Consider the following 20,733-nt stretch of genomic DNA (forward strand, 5'->3'; position numbering starts at 1 on the left):
CCGCGCCAACCGATTCACCCGCACACCGAACTCGGCATACGTCAACACCACATCACCGAACACCACAGCAACACGACCCGACGACACCTCAACCGCAGCCGCCACCAAACCCGCCAACGTCACATCATCAACACAACGATCCGTAACATTCACACCCCCCAACACCAACCCACGCTCAACCACAGACTCCACGGCAAACAGTTCCACTCGCCGATCCGGTTCTGCGACAGCGGTAGTCAAGACCGACTCGAACGCGAACATGAGACGTGAGGCAGTGGATTCCTCGAACAGATCCGTGGCGTACGTCAGCGCAACGACGAGCCCGGAAGGTCGACCGTCGTTGTCGAACTGTTCGGCCGCAACAAAATCGAGGTCGAACTGAGTGCTCACCACCGCAGGTTCGATGCTCTCGATATGCAGCCCGTTGAGAGTCAACTGTGAATCGAGATGGTTCTGTAGTGCGAGGCCGACCTGAAAGAGCGGTGAATACGACTGCGAACGAAGCGGATCGAGTACCTCCACCAAGCGCTCGAACGGAACGTCACTGTGGGCAAAAGCCTGCAGATCGGCGTCGCGGACTCGGGAGAGCAAGTCGGTGAACTGCTCACCTGGGTCGACAGTGGTGCGCAACACGACGGTCCCCACGAACATGCCGACCAGATCGTCGAGCACGCGTTCTCCGCGGCCGGCCGTCGGCGTCCCGACGGCAAAGTCGAGATCGCCGGTGAACCGCGACAGTACAACAGCCAGAGCCGCATGCAACACCATGAACGGCGTAGCGCGGTGCCGCCGGGCCAGTTCGGAAATCGCCTGTTGCAGTGCAGGTTCGAGACGAGCGCTCAGAACCGCTCCACGATCGGAAGCCACCGCAGGGCGGGGGCGATCCAACGGGAGTTCGAGGACGGACGGCAATCCGTCGAGTGTGTCCGACCAGAACGTGAGCTGTCGCGAGATCAGCGAGGTCGACGATTCTTCCGAACCCAACGTCTCGAGCTGCCACAACGCGTAATCCGCATACTGCACCTCCAGCGGCGCCCACGACGGCACCTCACCCCTGGACCGCGCCTCGTACGCCACCATCACATCACGCGTCAACGGCCCCATCGAGAAACCGTCACCCGCAATGTGATGCACCGTCATCGCCAGAACGAACTCGAACTCCGCCAACTGCACCAGCGAGGCTCGAACCGGAATCTCGGACGTGAGGTCGAACGACACACCGAGTACACCGGCCAGCACGTCGTGGAGCGAATCCTTCTCCACCGCAATGATGTCGAGAATGTCGAGAGCGTCAGGTGCCTCGACAACCTCCTGGTATCCCGTCCCGTCATGCTCCGGGTACACGGTTCTCAAGACCTCGTGACGAGCGACCACGTCGGCGATACTTGCGCGCAACGCCTCGACATCCAACGGACCGGCGAATCGAAGAACCACCGGGATGTTGTACGCCGACGAATCGGGATCGAAGCGGTTGAGGAACCACATACGAGTCTGCGCCGGAGAGAGCGGAATCCTTGTCGGCCTCGGCTGTGAGCGCAGCGCGGGTCGGCGCGAAAGCTCGGCGGTTTCCACCACGGCTGCCAACTCTGCGACGGTGGGCGACTCGAAGACCACACGCACCGGCAAGTCGGTGCCTGCGACGGCGTTGATCCGCCCGAGCAACCGAGTTGCACTGAGCGAATTGCCGCCGCGTTCGAAGAAGTCGTCGTCGACACCCACTTCGTCGGTCTTTCCGTCACCGAGGACCTCGGCAAAAGCGACGGCAACCGACAATTCGGCCGGTGTGGTCGGTGCGCGGAAACGACGTGCCTCGAAAACAGGCTCCGGGAGCGCATGTCGATCTACCTTGCCCGTACTCCCCAGCGGCAGGGCGTCGAGTGTCATCAGGACTGTCGGCACCATGTAGCCGGGCAGGGCGGCGCGCAGTCTGGTCAGGATGGTCGACTTCTCGACGGCCGAGCCCGCAGCCGCAGTGACGTAACCGATCAGGTGTTGTTCGCCGGTGTCAGATGTCGTGACTGTGACTACCGCATCCTGAATCGAGGGGTCGGCACGAAGCGCTGTTTCGACCTCACCGAGTTCGATGCGGAAGCCTCGGACCTTGACCTGGAAGTCTGCACGCTCGAGGTATTCGAGACTGCCCGCGGCATTCCACCGAACCAGATCGCCGGTTCGATAGAGGCGCTCACCCGATCCGTTCGGATCGGCGACGAAACGGGTCGCGTTCTGCCCCGGATCCCCGATGTACCCGCGGGCCAGCTGAACTCCCGCGAGATAGAGCTCACCTGCAACACCGACCGGAACCGGGTGAAGGCGGTCGTCGAGTACATGCAGTCGTGTGTTCCACGCCGGAGTTCCGATCGGAACGGTCGCCACGTCGACATCGCTCGTTCGGTGTGCCGTGACACTGACCGCAGCCTCCGTGGGGCCGTACAGGTTGTAGACCTGCGCCGAACTCTGATCTCGCACATGCTTGGCGGTCTGTACGGGCAGGGTCTCACCGATGCACAGAATCCGGGTGAGAGAACTCGGCAGCCGACGCTCGGATGCACTGAGCAGTGACAACATCGAGGGAACGGCATGCAGCGTCGTCACCTGCTCGCGCTCCATCAGCAACGTGAGGTAATCACCGTCCAGCTGTGCTCCTGGCTCGGCGAGAATCAGGCAGGCACCGGTTTGCAACGCCCACCAGTACTCCCAGACGGACAGATCGAAGGTGGCTGCGGTTTTGACGAGCACACGGTCATCGGCACCGAGAGGGAACTGATCCTGCTTCCACAAGAGTTGATTGGTGATCGCTCGATGGGAGATCGCTACGCCCTTGGGCTTTCCGGTGGATCCGGAGGTGTAAATCGCATACGCGATGTTGTCCGGGCTCAGGCCCGCGAGGCGTTCTGAGTCCCGAATCGGCGATCCGTCGATACCGTCCAGCCCGAGAGTATCGATGTTCACGACGTGGTACTGCCCGCCCAGCGAATCATGAGAAGTGTTCAGAACAACTGCGGGCGCTGCGGATTCGAGGACGTGAGCCGTGCGTTCTCCCGGCTGATCCGGGTCGAGCGGAACGTAGGCCCCGCCTGCCTTCACCACCGCGTACATGGCAACGACCAGTTCGACGGAGCGCCGAAGATTGAGCGCGACAGTCACTTCCGGACCGACACCGATTCCGATCAGATACCGCGCCAGGCGGTTGCATTCGGCATCGAACTCGGCATAGGTCAGACGACGGTCACCGAGAACCAGTGCTTCGGCGCTCGGTGTTCTGCGTACCTGGGCGTCGAACAGATCCGCGAGGGTCGTCTCCGGAACGACGGCGTCGGTGTTGTTCCACGTGTCGACGGTGGCCGCGACCTCTTCGTCGCCGAGCAGAGCGATATCGCCCACCGGGACGTCCGGGTCATGACCGATCGAATCGAGAACGCGCAGCAGCCGGTTGGCGAATGTCGCCACCGTGGATTGGTCGAACAGATCTGTTGCATAGGTGAACGACGCCGACATCGAACCCGAGTCCCCAGGGGTGACGGTCAGGTGGAGGTCGAACTTCGCCGTCTCGACTGGGGCGCCAACTGCCGCGATCTGCAGTCCGGGTAGCGCAAACATTGTCGGCGTGAGGTTCTGGAAGGACAGTGCCACCTGGAACAACGGATGGCGGGCTGTCGATCTGACCGGATCGATGATCTCGACGAGCCGCTCGAACGGCAGGTCCGCGTGTGCGAAGGCGGCGAGATCCTGATCGCGGGTGTGGCTGAGCAGTTCCGTGAACGGCGCAGCCGTGTTCACCTGGGTTCGAAGCGCCAAGGTGTTCACGAACATCCCCACGAGTGCGTCGAGCGACTCGTGTCCTCGTCCCGCGATGGGCGAACCGATGGTGATGTCGGCGCTGTCTCCCAGCCTTGCGAGAAGTACGGCGAATGCGGCGTGGACGACCATGAACAGGCTCGAGCCTGATCCGACGGCAAGATCACGCAGTCGATCGGCGGTGTCCGAGCCGATCGTGAAGTGAATCTCCTTGCCGCGATAGCTCTGACGGGGCGGACGCTGCCGGTCCGTCGGCAGATTCAGCAGGTCCGGAATTCCGGCGAGCGTGGACGTCCAGAACTGAATTTGCGCCTGAGCATCACCCGAGGGTTCGGATTCGGTCCCGAGCAGATCGTGTTGCCAGAGAGCGTAATCCGCGTACTGCACGGGCAGCGGCGCCCACTGCGGCGCGTCACCCCGAGAACGCGAGACGTAGGCACCCATGACGTCGGTGGCCAGTGGTCCGAGTGACGATCCGTCGGATGCGATGTGATGCATCACGACGGCGAGAACATGCTCGGTCTCCGAGATTCGATACAGAGCCGTCCGCAGTGGTACGGCAGTCGTCACGTCGAATCCGGTGCCGGCCAGAGCGAAAAGCCGTTCCAACGCTTCGGCTTCGGTGACGTCCTCCGGTATCAGATCGAGATCCACCGAAGACGTTGACAGGATCTCCTGACGGGGTCCGTCCGCGGTATCGGGATAGTAGGTGCGCAGGGACTCGTGGCGTTCGGCGACGTCGAGAAGCGCGAGCGCCAACGCCGGCGCGTCCAGGGTTCCGCTCAGGCGAAGCGCGAGCGGTAGGTTGTCCGTGGCTGCCGCGGTGTCGAATCGATTGAGGAACCACATCCGAGTCTGCGCCGGCGAGAGCGGAATACGTTCGGGTCGCGGTCGCGCTTCCAATCGAGGCTGATCATCGCGTTCTGCCGAGGCCGCCAGCAGAGCGAGTTCTGCGACTGTGGGTGCCTCGAACAGCGAACGAACACCGAGTTTGATCCCGAACGAGGTGTTGACGCGGGCAATCGCCCGAGTGGCACTGAGCGAATTTCCACCCAGCTCGAAGAAACTGTCTTCTGCTCCGACGGCGTCGGTTCCGAGAACGTCGGCAAAAGCGCTGGCGACACGAATCTCTGCATGTGTGGTCGGCGCCCGGAATGTCGCCGAGGCGATGAACTCCGGAGCGGGAAGTGCTGCGCGATCGAGCTTCCCGGCCGGAGTCAGGGGTAGCGATTCCAGCAGGATGACAGCGGTCGGCACCGTGGCACGGGGCAGGATCGCGGCGACGGCGTCGAGGATGGACTCTGCCGACACCGCGTCCGCGACGGTCACGTAACCGACGAGTTGATCGCCGAGAGAGTCGTGACGATGAACGGCGGCAGCGGCGGCACTCACTCCACGGACGGAGGCGAGCGCTGATTCGATCTCCCCCAGTTCGATGCGGAGTCCGCGAAGCTGAACCTGGGCGTCGGATCGTCCGATGTACGCCAGTTCGCCCTGGTCGGTCCAGGTGACCACGTCGCCGGTCCGGTACATCCGCGCGCCCGGTACACCGAACGGGTTCGCAACGAAGCGTTCTGCGGTCAGCCCCTCGCGTCGGTGGTACCCGCGTGCCAAGCCGGGACCCGACAGATACAGCTCGCCCCTGACCCCGACGGGTACGGGTCCGAGGGCGGAATCGAGGACCAGAACGTGGGCACCTTCGAGCGGAGTACCAATCGTGACGGGCGAGAGTGAACGGTCACGGTGTTGCACACCGTCACCCACCGGAGCCGTGGTACCGAGAAGCGCCCCGGTCTTGGTGATGACGATGGTGCTCTCGGTCGGCCCGTAGCTGTTGAAGAGTCGTGTCTTGCTGTGAAAGCGACCCAGCAGCTGTGGTGGGAAGACGTCGCCACCGAGCACGACGGTTTCGAGGTCGGAGAGCGTGCCTGCCTCGACGGTGGTCATAGCCGCCGGCGCTGTCACCACGTGGGTGACGCGGTGACGGCGGATGACGTCGGTGAGTTCGTCGCCGGCGATGACCGATGGCGGTGTGATCACCATCGTCGCACCGGCGGTGAACGCGAGGATCATCTCGAACATGGAGGCGTCGAAGCTCGACGACGAGAGTCGCAGCACCCGTGAGTGTCGAGATGCCGCCAGATCGGTGCGGGTCCGAGCGGAGAACACAGACAGTCCGCGGTGGGTGACAGCGACACCCTTCGGCAGACCGGTCGAGCCTGACGTGTAGATCAGGTAGGCAACATGATCCGCATGTAACGTGCGGATCCGATCGGCATCGGTGACCTGCGCCGCGGAGTAGCGATCAAGATGGAGATCGTCGATCTCGATCGTGTCGATACCACTCGGAAGTGTTGGTGCTGTCTCCGAGTCGGTGACGATGACCAGCGCGGCTGAGTCTCGAAGCATGTGAGCAATGCGCTCGTCGGGGTACGTCGGATCCACCGGAACGTACGTTGCGCCGCTCTTGGCAACGGCCCACAGCGCGAGAATGGACTCAGCCGACCGCGCAAGAGAGACAGCTACGGCCATTTCGGGGCCGGCGCCGCGCTCGATGAGGATCCGCGCCAGCTGGGAGGACCGCGAATCCAGTTCGCTGTACGTCGTCTCACCGCACGACTCGGAGACGATTGCCACATCTGCGGATTCCGAGTGTGTGGTCAACAGATCCGCGAGAGTGAGGATCGGCGTGGCTGCCGGACCGGATACGGAGGTGAGCCTGGTGTATTCGTCCTCGTCCAGTAGGTCGATATCCGCGATTGCCGTCTCGGGGGCCGCGACAATCTGCGCGAGAATCCGTCGGAACCGCTGTGCAAATCCGTCCACGGACGCGCCGGTGAAGAGATCTGTGGCGTACGTCCAGGTGAGATTCATCGAATCAGCGTGCTCGACCATCGTGATCTGGATGTCGAACTTTGCCGGAACGACTGCGGTGTCCACAGCTTCGATCTCGAGACCGGGCAGTGCGAACGCAGCGGTTCCCTCCTGCTCCTGAGAAAGCGCCACCTGAAAGATCGGCGCGTGGGCCTGGGATCGAGCGGGCTGCAGTATGTCGATCAGCCGCTCGAAAGGTAGGTCCGCATTTTCGAATGCAGCGAGGTCGGTGGCTCGCACCTGCGCCAACAGATCCAGGAACGACAACGCCGGCGTAAGACGGCTACGCAGGGCCACCGTGCCAACGAACATTCCGACCACGTCGTCGAGCGCCGGTTCGCCGCGTCCGGAAATCGGTGTCCCGATCACCACGTCATCGGTCGCACCGAGGTTGGACAGAAGCACCGCGAGGGCGGCATGGAGCACCATGAAGGTTGTGGCGCCGTGTGTGCGGCCCACCTGCTGGAGCGCACTGACCATCTCGGGCGTCAACACCAATTCGGTGCTCGCTCCGCGCAGCGACGCAAGCGCTGGGCGCGGGAAATCTGTGGGCAGTTCGAGAAGCTCCGGCGCTCCGGCCAACTGGTCACGCCAGTACTCGGCCTGCGCGGAAGCAACACTGGTCCGGTCACTTTCCGAACCGAGGACCTGGTGCTGCCAGAGGCTGTAGTCGGGATACTGAACAACCAACGGGGCCAGTGACGGCTCGGTTCCCGAACGCCGTGCCGAGTAGGCGAGAACAAGATCCCGGGCGAGCGGCGCCACTGAGGCACCGTCCGCGGCGATGTGGTGAACCACGGCGACCAGGATGTGCTCGTCAGCCGAGAGTTCGAACAGGTTTACCCGCAACGGAATTGCTCGGGTGACGTCGAAGCCCTCACGCACAGCGTCGACAATCCGCTCGGCAACCTGTTCGGGAGAAACCACCGTGTGATGGAAGGGTACGTCTACGGCTCCGAGAATGGACTGGTAAGGCCCAGCGGTATCTTCGGGAAAGATGGTTCGCAGGGACTCGTGACGAAGAACGATGTCCGACAATGCTTCTCGGAGAGCACGGGAATCGAGCCGCCCTCGCAGACGAAGGACGAGCGGGATGTTGTACGCAGGTGACTCTGGATCGTATCGATTGAGAATCCACATACGCGATTGCGCCGGCGAGAGCGGGATACGCTCTGGTCGAGGCCCGGCCGTCAGAGCGGGCCGGGTACCACTCTGCGCACCGTCGACTGCCGCGGCAAGGGCAGCGACCGTCCTGGCGTCGAAGAGGACCCGAACCGGGAGGGAAACTGAAAGTTCGGTGCCGATCCGTCCCATCACTCGGGTAGCACTGAGAGAGTTTCCACCGATGTCGAAGAAGTCGTCCACCACGCTCACCTGGTCGACGGCCAGAACGTCACCGAAGATCCGGCTGATCACCTTCTCCGTCTTCGTGATCGGTGCGACGAACGCGTTCCGGCGCGCCGTCGGCGCCGGCAGTGCGCGGTAGTCGACTTTGCCGGCCGGCGTCAGCGGGATTTCCTCGAGAACGATCACTGCGGCGGGAACCATGTGTGCAGGAAGTCGGCCGGAGACGAAGGTGCGTACCTCCTCCGGATCCAGATGCTCACCGACCACGTACGAGTTCAGCCCGACGGTGTCGTCTGCAGTCGTCACCGCAGTTCGCACTCCCGCGTGGGCGGCGAGCACCGCGTCGATCTCTCCGAGTTCGATGCGGAATCCACGAATCTTGACCTGTGAATCGCTGCGGCCGAGATACTCGAGTTCCGTTCCACGTCGTCGCACCAGGTCGCCGGTGCGATACATTCGCAGCCCCGAACGTGCGGGATCGGCAACGAACCGAGCAGCCGTCAGGTCGCCGCGATGGTGGTAGCCGCGGGCAAGTCCACGACCGCTCAGATACAGCTCACCTGTCACACCGTCCGGAACGGGACGAAGGCGAGAGTCGAGAACATGTGCGACGGTACCGAGAACGGGAGTACCGATGGTGATCCGATCAGTCGCCGACATGGGCCCAGCGAGGGTTGCCATGACGGTGGACTCGGTGGGACCGTACGCGTTGAACATCTTTCGCGTCGGCGCCCACAGCGCGACCAACGCGGCGTCGCAGGCTTCGCCGCCGACGATCACGACACCGAGATCGGGAACATCTGACGGCTCGACCGTGGCCAGAGCTGCCGGGGTCACAAACGCGTGGGTGATCTTCGATGCCCGCATGAGATCTGCAAGCTCACTGCCACCGTAGATGCCAGTGGGGACAACAAGCATTGCGGCACCAGCACCGACAGCCATGGCCAATTCGAGGACCGAAGCGTCGAAGCTGGGCGAAGCGAAATGCATCGTGCGACTGTGGTTGTCGAGTTGGTATCGCTGAATCTGTTCGTCGACCAACGCCGCCAGCCCCGCATGCGAGACGGCGACGCCTTTGGGGGTGCCGGTCGATCCCGACGTGTAGATGACGTACGCAGTGTGATCCATCCGAATCGGTGACGTGCGATCGGAATCGAGAATTCCAGCGTCGCTGACGTCGGCGCGATCCAACGACTCAGCCGTTTCTTCCGTCAGCGTCAGGGCCGCGCCCGAATCGGTGAGCATGTGATCGATCCGCTCGGCCGGATAGCTCGGGTCGACGGGTACAAAAGCGGCTCCGGTCTTGGCGACGGCCCAGGTCGCGAGAACGGACGTCGCTGATCGCGGAATGGCGATCGCCACTACAGATTCGGGGCCGATTCCTTGCGCGAGGAGTGCCCGCGCCCACCGATTGGTTCGCCGGTCGACGTCGTCGTACGAGAGTTCGAAGTCGCCGTACAGCATGGCCGAACCGCCGTTCGACTTGGTAACCCCGGCGGCAAGAATCTCGGGCAGCGTCAGTTCCGTCAGCGCGACCGTAGAGGCAGCTCCCTGACGTCCGATCTCTGGCATCGTCCGCAGATCGAGGTCGCCGACCACTGATTCAGGTTCGACAACAACCGTGTCGAGAATGGCGGCAAACCGAGCCGCGAGCTCGCGCACAGTCCGCTCTTCGAAGATGTCGACGGCATAGGTCCACGTCGCGGTCGCCGATCCGTCCGGGCCTGGCGACGAAACATCCAGTTGAAGATCGAATTTCGAGATCGGCATGTCCAGCTCAACCTGCGAGACGACAAGGCCCGGAAGCTGCACGGATGGAGTCGGAAGATCGCCGGTCGCGAGTACCACCTGGAAGAATGGGTGGTGCGCCGTCGAGCGAGATGGGTCGAGTACCTCCACCAGACGCTCGAAGGGAATGTCGGCGTGGGCAAATGCCGAGAGGTCTGCGTTGCGGGTCGCCTCGAGCAAAACACGGAAAGTTGCAGCCGGATCCACCTGTGTCCGAAGAACCACGGTCCCGACGAACATGCCGACGAGGTTGTCGATGGCCTGATCCCCACGTCCACTGACCGGGGTGCCGATCGCGATGTCGGTCTCCCCCGCCATCCGAGACAGCAACACCGACAGGGCAGTGTGCAACACCATGAACGGTGTTGACCGCGCGCGACGAGCCAGAGATTCGACAGAACTGTACGTCTGCGCGGAAATGACCGACGACACCGTCGCACCTCGATAGGACGCGACCGTGGGGTGCGGCCGATCCGTCGGGAAATCGAGGCGGGTCGACATGTTCGCCAATGCACCGCGCCAGTAGTCGATCTGGCGCGACGCCTCCGATTCCGGATCGTCCTCGGCGCCGAGAGAATCGATCTTCCAGAGCGTGTAGTCCGCGTAGTGGACGCTCAACGGCGACCATTGTGGTGCAATGCCCGCGAGCCTTGATGCGTACGCCGCCATCACGTCCGCGGCCAGTGGCTGCATCGACCATCCGTCGCCACCGATGTGGTGGACGACAAGAACAAGAATGTGCTCCGACGCAGCAGTCCGCAGGAGCGCGACCCGCAGGGGGACTTCAGCGGTGACGTCGAACCCGGCGCCGACCAATTCCCCGATCGTCGCAACAGGGTCGCTGACATCAACCGGTTCGAGCACCACCGGCACATGCTCGAGAATGTGCTGGTACGGCCCGCTCGAAGAATCCGGGTAGAGAGTGCGCAGCACCTCGTGCCGGTCGACGACGTCACTGATCGCCTGGCGCAGAACATCGATGTTCACGTCGCCGGACAACGAGAGCGCTGCCGCGATGTTGTAAGCACCGGAATCCGGATCGAATCGGTTGAGGAACCACATTCTCTGCTGAGCCGGGGAGAGCGGAATCCGTTCCGGTCGCGGGCGCGGGCCGAGACCGGGCAATCCGGGTCGGTCGCCGTCTGCGACCAATTCAGCCAGCGCACCGACCGTCGGAGCATCGAACAGTTCTCGAACACCCAGCGAGGATCCCAGCGTCGAATTGATTCTCGCCACGACCCGCGTAGCCATGAGCGAGTTGCCACCGAGCGCAAAGTAATCGGCGGTGACGCCGATGTTGTCCACTCCGAGCAGCTCGGAAAAGATTGCGGCAATCGTCTTTTCGGATTCGGTGGACGGAGCAACGTAGTCGCCCACCGCCACATCCGGTTCCGGCAGTGCTCGCCTGTCGAGTTTTCCGTTGGGGCCGAGTGGCATCGAATCCAGGAACACGAAGACGGAAGGAACCATGTAGGCGGGCAGCTTCGCCTGCGAATGACCGGCGAGACGCGCTGTGTCGGTTGCCGAATCAGCCGTGACGTAGGCGACGAGGCGTTCCTCACGTACGACGGTGACGGCGGAGAGAACTCCCGAGAGTTCCAACAGGACAGCGTCGATTTCGCCGAGCTCCAAGCGCTGTCCGCGAAGCTTCACCTGAAAGTCGGTACGGCCCAGATACTCGATCTCGCCGATGGGATTCCACTTGACCAGGTCGCCGGTCCGGTACAAGCGCCCGGAACCGAAAGGGTTGGCCACAAAGCGATCTGCTGTCAGATCAGGACGGTCGACATAGCCACGAGCGAGCTGCACTCCCGCGAGATACAGCTCCCCCGGAACGCCGATCGGACTGGGCGCCAGGCGGCGATCCAGCACGTAGGTCCGCGTGTTCCAGACCGGAGCGCCGATCGGCACCGGGCCTGCCACGGCGGAATCCGTCTCGTGGAACGTCACGTCCACGGCAGCTTCGGTGGGACCGTAAAGATTGTGCAGACGTGCACCGATTCGCTCGTGGAAACGAACGACCGTCGCACGCGAAAGTGCCTCGCCGCTGGCGAACACCTGACGAACGGAGTGAAGCTGCTCGAGGTCTCCGTCGACGAGGAAGACGTCGAGCATCGACGGGACGAAGTGCAAGGTGGTGACACCTTCGCGAGCGATCAGCTCGGACAGGTACCGAGCATCGCGGTGTCCGTCGGGTTCGGCCACGACCAGTCTCGAACCGGTGACGAACGGCCAGAACAACTCCCACACCGAGACGTCGAAGGTGGCCGGTGTCTTGTGCAGCACGACATCGCGCGGCGCGAGCGGGTATTGATGTTGCATCCACAGCAGACGATTGACTATCGCACGGTGCGATACTGCAACGCCCTTGGGCTTCCCGGTGGAGCCGGACGTGAAGATCACGTAGGCGATGTGATCCGGAGATACGCTGCCGAGGTGCTCGACGTCTTGGATCTGCCCGGTGGAGTACCGCGAGAGATCGATCTCGTCGAGGAGCACCGGCTTGATCCCCGCAGGCAGAGAAGCCGCATCCTCTCTCGTCGAAAGGACTACCGACGGTGCTCCGATGTCGAGCACGTGCCGGATCCGCTCGCCGGGATGCTTCGGATCGATCGGAAGATAGGCTCCGCCGGCTGCGATGACGGCGTGGACCGCGACCACGTAGTGTGCACTCCGTTGCAGGGCGATCGCGACCAGAGACTCGGGTCCGACCCCACAGTCGACGAGGTGACGAGCGAGGGCGTTGACCTGCGAACGGAATTCGCGGTGGATGACTGTCGTGTCTCCGAACGTCAGTGCACCATCAGACATCTCGACGACGCCCGCGTCGGCGAAGAGTAGATCGAGCAGCGTAGCGTCAACCAGGGTGTGGGACGTGTCGTTCCACTCGTCGAGTACGAGCCGACGCTCGGCATCGTCGAGATAGTCGATGTCGCGGATGCGGATACTCTCGTCGGTCATCGCAGCGAGAATCAATGCGAGGCGCCGGCCCAGACGCTTAGTGGAGTCGCGGTCCATCGCATCGGGTGCGTACTCGATGGTGAGACGAAGGCTCGGTTCGAGGACGGTGACCAGCGCGAGCGGGTAGTGAGTCGCGTCTGCGACCTCGATGCCCGTGACACGCATACCTGCGATATCAGTCGCGGATTCGAGCGCCGAACGGTCCACTGGGTACGACTCGAACACCGTCAACGTGTCGAACATAGCGCCGGCACCCACCGCCGACTGCACCTCGGCAAGGCCGACGTGATGGCTGTCGAGCAACCGAACCTGCTCGGACTGAACTTGTTCGAGCAGTTCGGATACCGAATCATCCAGGTTCGCTCGAACTCGAACCGGAACAGTGTTGATGAACAACCCGAGAATGTCCTCGACCCCGGTCAGCGACGCGGGTCGACCGGACACGGTGGCGCCGAACACGACGTCGTCGCGCCCGAGCATTCCGCCCAGCAGCAGGCCCCATGCAGTCTGGACGACGGTGTTGACCGTGACCCCGGTGCGCCTTGCCAACGCGACGATCGCCTCGGTCGACGAGGCTGCCAACGGAACGTCGACGTCCACGGGAACTGCGTGCACGGAGGACTCTGCGCGCTGTGGTGCAATCACCGTCGGTTCGTTTGCCCCCGACAGCGCGCCGATCCACCGTTCCAGTGCCTCGCCGTTGTCCTGTTCGGCAAGCCAGTCCAGATAGGTGCGGTACGAGCGAGCGGGAACCGACAGCGATGTGTCGGCGGCGTAGAGCGAAAGCAGGTCGCGCACCAACAACGGCATGGACCAACCGTCGAAGAGAATGTGGTGATTGGTGACGATCAGGTGCGCGGAGTCCACACTCGCGCGAACCAGAACTGCACGAAGCAGCGGGGGCGCGCTCAGATCGAACGGCGTTGTGCGCTCGAGTCCCGCGACCGCGTGCGGATCACTGCCGAGCACCTCCCGCCATGGAGTCGTCACGGAATCGAGAACGAGCTGTGCTGCAACGCCGTTCGAGTCGTACACGAAGGCGGTCCGAAGTGCGGCGTGTCGCTCGAACAATCTCGCGAGCGACCGGTGAAGTCGTTCGCTGTCGACGATCCCGCCCAGGGAAAGAACGATTTGCCCGGTGTAGACATCGACGGTATCGGCGGTGAGGCTGGCGTGAAACTGGAATCCCGCTTGCAGCGGTGACAGCGACCAGATGTCCTCCAGGTAGCCGAACTGCTTCTCCCACAGTTCTATTTCGTCCTGTGACGCTGAGACCAGGGGAACGTCGGACGGTGTGAGACCGGCATGATCTCCGACGGAGGCGACAATCTTCTCCAGTTCGACGCGCCACGCCCGCGCAAGCTCCTCGACTGCACCGGGTTCGAAGATGCCTTCGGGGAAGGCAAATGTCGCCGAGAGGAACTCTCCTTGTGGTCCGTCCATGACGGCGGCATTGATGTCGATGGCGTGGCTGACCGCGAGATCGCTTCCACTGCCGTTGTTGAGATCGATTCCGGCATCGGGAATCCAGCCGGCTGCCCTCAGTTCGTCACTGAACTCGGCGGTGGACATCTTGCCCAGATAGTTGAAACCGATCTGCGGCTCCGGACCGGTCAGCAACCCTGCGCGTCGGAGCAGCCCGTAACCGATCCCGGATCCCGGTGTGGCTCGCAGCTGTTCCTTGACGGATTTCACGACCGCAACTGCATCTTCTCCGAGTCCGGTGAGATCCATGCGGACCGGGTACGCCGCCGTGAACCAGCCGACGGTCCGGGACAGGTCCGAGCCGGGCAGCACGTCTTCGTCTCGTCCGTGGCCTTCGAGCGAAACGAGCACTCGCTGCGATCCGCTCCACGTGCGAAATGCCAGGGCCAGTGCGCTGAGTAATCCGTCGTTGACACCGGCCCGATAGTGCGACGGTACCGAGCGCAACAGGTGATCCGTCGTGTCATGGTCGATGTCGACCCGCACGCGGCGGAGGGACGATCCCCGGTCCCGGTCCGAATCGAGAGTTCGTGAACCGATGGGTGACACATCGGTGGCGACGATCTCGCGCCAATATTCGAGCTCCGCCGACGGTGTCACGTCGGTGAGTCCGTGCGACCAGCGGCGCAGCGAAGTCCCAACCGGCATCAATTCCGGAGTGGCACCGTGAATGATCTGTAGCCACACAGCGGCGAAGTCGGGAAGCAGAATCCGCCAGGAGACACCGTCGACGACAAGATGGTGGATGACGATGACCAATCGGCCCGAATCGTGCGCCGAATCGAGCCAGACGATCTGCGCAGTGACGCCGCGGAACGGATCGAGCCGCGAGGCGGCGTCTGAGGCCGCCGAGGTGAGGGCTTCCTCGAACTCCGAGGTACCGGGTTGCGCTTCGGTGACCGTTCGCCGAACCCACGTGTCGACGACACAACTGGGGGCGATGTCGAATCCGGAGTTGTCGGGCAGCAAGCGCGCGCGAAGAGCGTCATGTCGATCGACAACCACTTGAAGAGTCGCGGCGAGGCGCGAGAGATCAAGTCCGGCAGGAATACTGACCGACACTGCCTGATAGAAGGCATCGATGCTGCCCGCCATGCTCAATATCTTGGTTGCGATCGGGGTAAGGGGGACAAACCCCACTCCCCCACCCGGCAGTTCCTCGAGTACAACGGATTCATCTGCCGGGAGCGCAATTTCGGCCAATCGAGCCACCGTCTTGCGTTCGAACACATCGCGCGGCGTGAAGACGACTCCGGCAGCTTTTGCGCGTGAGACGAGTGAGATCGCGACGATGCTGTCTCCGCCCAGCGCGAAGAACGAATCGTCGACACCGACTCGCTCGACGCCGAGGACAGACGCAGCGGCATCGGCGATGATGCGCTCAACCGGGCCGCTCGGCGCCCGGTAGTGCTGAGCCTCCGAACGAAGGTCAGGCTCCGGTAGTGCTCGGCGATCGACCTTTCCAGCCGGGGTCAGTGGTACTTCGGCAAGCGGTACCAGCTGGGAGGGAACCATGTGAGCGGGCAGGAATCGAGAGGCGTGCGCGGTCAGAGCCTCTTCGTCGAGGCTGTAACCCGGCTTGATCTTCACGTACGAGTACACGGTGACGCGGGCCAGCGTCACGACGAAATCGACGGATTCATGTTGTGCAAGTACTGCGTCGATCTCACCGAGTTCGATCCGAAGTCCGTTGACCTGCACCTGAAAATCAGAGCGGCCGACATACTCGAGGGTGAGCTCCCTGCTCCAGCGCACTACGTCACCGGTACGGTACAACCGAGTTCCACCACCGAGCGGATCGGCGACAAAACTCGCAGCGGTCAGAGCCGAACGTGCGTGGTAGCCCTGAGCCAATCCGGGGCCACCGAGATACAGTTCACCGGCCACCCCAACGGGCACGGGTCGCAACCAGCGGTCCAGAACCATCAGATGTGCGCCCTGAATGGGTGAACCGATCGTGATTGCATCATCAGACGACAGCGGAGGCGTCGTGGTGATGACGATGGTCGACTCGGTAGGGCCGTAGCTGTTGTAGAACCGGCAGATCGGGCCGAAGCGCCGAACCAGATCCGGCGGGCACACGTCGCCACCGACAACCACCGCTTCGAGATCCGGCAGACCTGTGGCGTCCACGGTGCTCAAAATTGCCGGTGCACTGATGATGTGGGTGACGCGCTCGCTGCGCAGCAGTTCGGTCAGTTCGTCGCCGCCGTAGACATAGGCCGGAGCGATGACCATCGTCGCCCCGGCACTGAACGCCTGGACCATCTCGAAGACGGACGCGTCGAAACTCGCCGAGGAGAATCGCAGAACGCGCGAATGCACGCCGACCCCGAGTTCGGGACGACCCCAGGCAGTGAAATCGACCAACGCATTGTGCGTGACGGCAACACCTTTCGGCGTACCGGTGGAACCGGACGTGTAGATCAGATACGCGGTGTGATCACTTCGCAGAGGCGCCGTGCGGGCGGCATCGTCGACAACGGACTCGTCACCGACATAGCTGAAACCGTCGATCGAGATCCAGTCCAGATCACCGGTCAGCGCCTGACGGACAGTCGAATCAGTGAGTCCCACAACGGCATTACTGTCGCTCACCATGTGAGCGATTCGTTCGATCGGGTACGTCGGATCAACCGGAACACAAGCGGCGCCGGTCTTGGCAACGGACCACCACGCTATGACGGCATCGATCGATCGGGGTAGCGCGATCGCCACGCCGGCACTGGGGCCGACTCCGCGTCGGACGAGTATTCGAGCAAGGACATTGGAACGTCGATCGAGTTCGCGGTAGGTGAGTTGCTCAGTACCGCAGCGCAGTGCGATCCCCTCCGGCGACGCCGTGACACCGCGGGCGAGAATCGAGGGCAGTGTCATCGGCTTCAACGCTGCCGATCCGCGTGCCGGGACGAGCGACATCCGCTCTGCTTCGCTCAGGATCTCGAGATCGAGAACGCGAGTGCCTGGCAGCGTTTGGTTGTACCGAGTCAGCAGGTCGACGTATCGGCGAACATGCACGCCCAGGTCATCGGCGTCGTACAGATGGGGATTGGCTTCGAAATCGATTCGCGGTGCCTCGCCCGAAGCACTCGGATAGATGTTGACCGACAGGTCTTCCACCGGACCCGTCGACAGCACGTGGAATCGACCGGTCACCGACCCAAGAACCACTTCGGGGTGAAAGTTCATGATGTTGATCGCGGGACCGAAGAATCCACGCTCGGCGCCGACGCCTCGATCACGTCTCATGTCTTCGGTGCGATATCGCTGATGCCTGAGCGCACCGGTCAGTTCCAGCTGGACTGCCGCGCTCAGTTCGGCAACCGTGGTCGTCGCAGTCACCGAGACTCGCAGCGGAACGACATTGGAGATCATTCCACCCGAACCACGAAGAACCTTGTTCGTTCGCGCGGTCACCGGCAAACTCAGGACGACGTCTTCGGTGCCGGTCACCCGGGCGAAGTAGAGCGCGAAGGCAGCCACCGCTGCCGCGGAAGAGAATCCGTCCGCGCTCACCACCGCACTCGCGCCGTCAAGTGGTCGGCCGACCACGACCGCACCCGCCGTGGCGTCCATTCGCCTGCCGGCCAGGCTCCCCACTTCCGGAAGCTCTGCCGTCTTGGCTGCCCAGTAATCTCGATCCCTGACGAATCGCGGCGAGCGCTGATACTCGGCCTCGGTCGCGTACACGGCACCCAGATCATGCGCCGAGGATTCTCGGACCTCGAGGCCGGCGACATCGGCTGAGTACAACTCGGCGATGCGCGTCATGAAGTTCATGGCACCGTAGCCGTCGAGGACCAGGTGGTGGATTCGGCAGTACCAGAAGTGGCGGTTTACGCCCACGCGCAGGACGGCAGACTTCACCAATCGGTCGGTCAGAAGATCAAAGGGGCGGGTGTACTCGTTCCGCATCCACTCGTGTGCAGCAGTTTCCGGCTCGAGCTCACCGCGCAGATCGACGACCTCGACGCTCTGGCTGAGCTCGGGATCGATCTGCTGAAAAGGTTCACCGTCCACCTCGAGCAGTTTCAGCATTCCGGAGCCGAACTCGTGCGCTGCTGTGACGCAGGCCTTTTCGAGCACCGTCGCGTCGAGGGACCCGTCGACGACGACGTACTGCGCGATCGTGATCGGCACATCACTGCTCAGTAGCTGGGCAAACCAGATTCCGCGTTGCGCGCTGGTCAGCGGAAAGGGCTCGAAACGTCGATCAGCATGCACAGCGTCGTTCTCTCATCTGCCGAAAAAAGTACCGACGGCCTGCGTCGATTGCTGTGGTCTTGCGGCGCGAAATGACCGAACCGGCTGCCACTCGACACAGTCCGCCGATTGATCAAAGATAGGGTTGCATAACCTACTCAGTCCGTCAAATGGCAGCGCGAGGTTCCCGAGAAATTCCGCAAAGGATTCCGCGAGGTTTGTTTTTGCTGTTCAGGCCTGCGATCCGCGCGCCGCCTCGAGATTCGGCGAATCATGCCCCGGATAGGCGTGAACAAGGGCAGTCGTGAGCTTGGGCACCGCGTGAGTGAGCGAATGCTCGGCGCTATGCGCGATTGCATGGGCTTCTGCAAGGGTTGCCCGGGGATCGATGTCGAGTTCTGCATCGGCATGCAATCGGTGTCCGATCCACCGCATCTTCAAATCACGTACGCCGAGAACCCCGGGCTCGCGCTGTAGCGCATGTTCGGCATCGTCCAACAACTCCGGTTCGACACCGTCCATCAGTCGCCGGAAGATGTCTCGTGCCGCGGTCCGCAGCACGGCCACGATCGCCACTGTGATGACAAGACCGATGATCGGATCTGCCAACGGGAACCCCAGAGCGACTCCCCCAGCTCCCAGAAGGACTGCGAGCGAGGTGAATCCATCTGTCCGGGCGTGCAGTCCATCAGCGACCAATGCAGCTGAGCCGATCTGCCTTCCGACTCGGATTCGATACAACGCCACGAGTTCATTGCCGATGAAACCGATCAACCCTGCCGCCGCTACCCAACCGAGATGCTCGATCTCTACCGGATTGATCAATCGCCGTACCGCCTCCACACCGGCAATCACCGCCGACAGCGCGATCATCGCAAGCACGAACAATCCGGCCAGGTCCTCTGCACGCCCGAAACCGTAGGTATAGCGCCTGGTCGCAGCTCGCCGACCGAGTGCAAACGCAATCCAGAGTGGAACTGCCGTGAGCGCATCGGAGAAGTTGTGAATGGTGTCCGCCAGCAGGGCCACCGAACCCGAAATTGCCACGATTGCAACCTGAGCCACCGCGGTGACACCGAGAGCGACAAGACTGATCTTGACCGCCCGGATGCCGATCTCACTCGATTCCAGTGCATCGTCGACGCTGTCCGCGGCGTCATGACTGTGCGGAGAGAACACTTCCCTGACTGCCGATCGAAATCCCTTCGGCCCGTAACCGTGACCATGACCATGACCGTGACCGTGACCGTGGGATGTTCTGGGCTCGTGCGTCATGACGCACCTTCTTCTCGATCGGTCCGCTCGGCCTTCGCGGAGCGCTCCGGGTGCATCTCCCGAAGCTCACCCTCACTACGATGATGGCCCGGCAACCCAGGTCCGGCATGCTCGGCATTGAACACCGCATCCGTAACCAGTTGGCGCACATGGTCGTTCTCGAGACGATAGAAGACCGTCGTACCGTCGCGGCGTGTTCGTACCAACCTCGCCATGCGCAGCTTTGCCAGGTGCTGCGACACCGAAGGCGCCGGCTTGCCGACGCGCTCTGCCAGTTCGTTCACCGAGCACTCTCGGTCGATCAATGCCCACAACACCTGCACACGGGTTGCGTCGGCCAGCATGCGGAACACCTCCACAACGAGGTCGACTTGATCATCGGGAAGTTTTCGGCGACAAACACCACTATCTGCGTTCATACGTAGATAGTAGATCATCAGAGGCTCGAAGATGACCTCTCCTCAATTCACCAGTTGTGCAAAGCTTGGCGGCAAAGCACTTCTCCACTCGCAGACAGGGAGACAACAGAGATGAGTCCTGACGACTGGAACGCCGGCATCATTGCGGAATTCCGCGCGAACGAAGGCAAAGTTGGCGGACCTTTCGAAGGTGCGCCAATGGTGTTGGTCCATCACACGGGACGCAAGTCGGGACGCGAGTTCGTGAGCCCGATGATGTATCTGGCAGACGAGCAGGATCCGAACACCGTTTACGTCTTCGCGTCGAAGGCCGGCGCCCCGACCAACCCCGACTGGTACTACAACCTTGTTGCCGCTGACCAGGCCGAGGTCGAGGTCGGCACCGAAACGTACCCGGTCTCCGTCAGCGAAGTAACCGGCGAGAAGCGCGACCGAATCTACGACGAACAGGCCGGCCGATATCCCGGATTTGCCGAATACGCGGAAAAGACAGCCGGAATCCGCACCATCCCGGTTGTGGCACTGACTCGCGTGTAAATCCTGCGATGCGCCGCCCTGCCGTTTCCATCACGAAACGGCAGGG

4 protein-coding genes are annotated in these 20,733 nt (G+C 62.7%); 1 reads left to right on the forward strand and 3 read right to left on the reverse strand.

Annotated features, from left to right (window positions below):
- From ACFT1A_RS27465 to ACFT1A_RS27475, 3 genes are all read right to left on the reverse strand, one after another.
- A partial coding sequence (locus ACFT1A_RS27465; RefSeq protein WP_378449576.1) for a non-ribosomal peptide synthase/polyketide synthase occupies nt 1–18,477 on the reverse strand: 18,477 nt, incomplete at its 3' end.
- 210 nt (nt 18,478–18,687) lie between these two features.
- Nucleotides 18,688–19,731, reverse strand: coding sequence for a cation diffusion facilitator family transporter (locus ACFT1A_RS27470; RefSeq protein WP_378449577.1), 1,044 nt, complete (start codon nt 19,729–19,731; stop codon nt 18,688–18,690).
- The gene (locus ACFT1A_RS27475) at nt 19,728–20,150 is read right to left on the reverse strand and encodes an ArsR/SmtB family transcription factor (protein ID WP_378449578.1); all 423 of its coding nucleotides are present in this window, start codon (nt 20,148–20,150) and stop codon (nt 19,728–19,730) included. Before ACFT1A_RS27475 ends, ACFT1A_RS27470 begins: the two co-directional genes overlap by 4 nt.
- Nucleotides 20,151–20,261: 111 nt before the next feature.
- Between ACFT1A_RS27475 and ACFT1A_RS27480 the strand changes: the two genes are divergently transcribed.
- Entirely contained in the window at nt 20,262–20,687 is a 426-nt protein-coding gene (locus ACFT1A_RS27480; protein ID WP_378449579.1) for a nitroreductase/quinone reductase family protein, read from the forward strand.
- Nucleotides 20,688–20,733: the final 46 nt, after the last annotated feature.

It is taken from the genome of Rhodococcus sp. NPDC057135, from assembly GCF_042670865.1.
GTDB lineage: Bacteria > Actinomycetota > Actinomycetes > Mycobacteriales > Mycobacteriaceae > Rhodococcus_F.

What these genes read in the sequence shown, in the direction of transcription:
- ACFT1A_RS27470 (WP_378449577.1), bottom strand. Translation starts at nt 19,731, where the DNA reads ATGACGCACGAGCCCAGAACATCCCACGGTCACGGTCACGGTCATGGT.
- ACFT1A_RS27475 (WP_378449578.1), bottom strand. Translation starts at nt 20,150, where the DNA reads ATGAACGCAGATAGTGGTGTTTGTCGCCGAAAACTTCCCGATGATCAA.
- ACFT1A_RS27480 (WP_378449579.1), top strand. Translation starts at nt 20,262, where the DNA reads ATGAGTCCTGACGACTGGAACGCCGGCATCATTGCGGAATTCCGCGCG.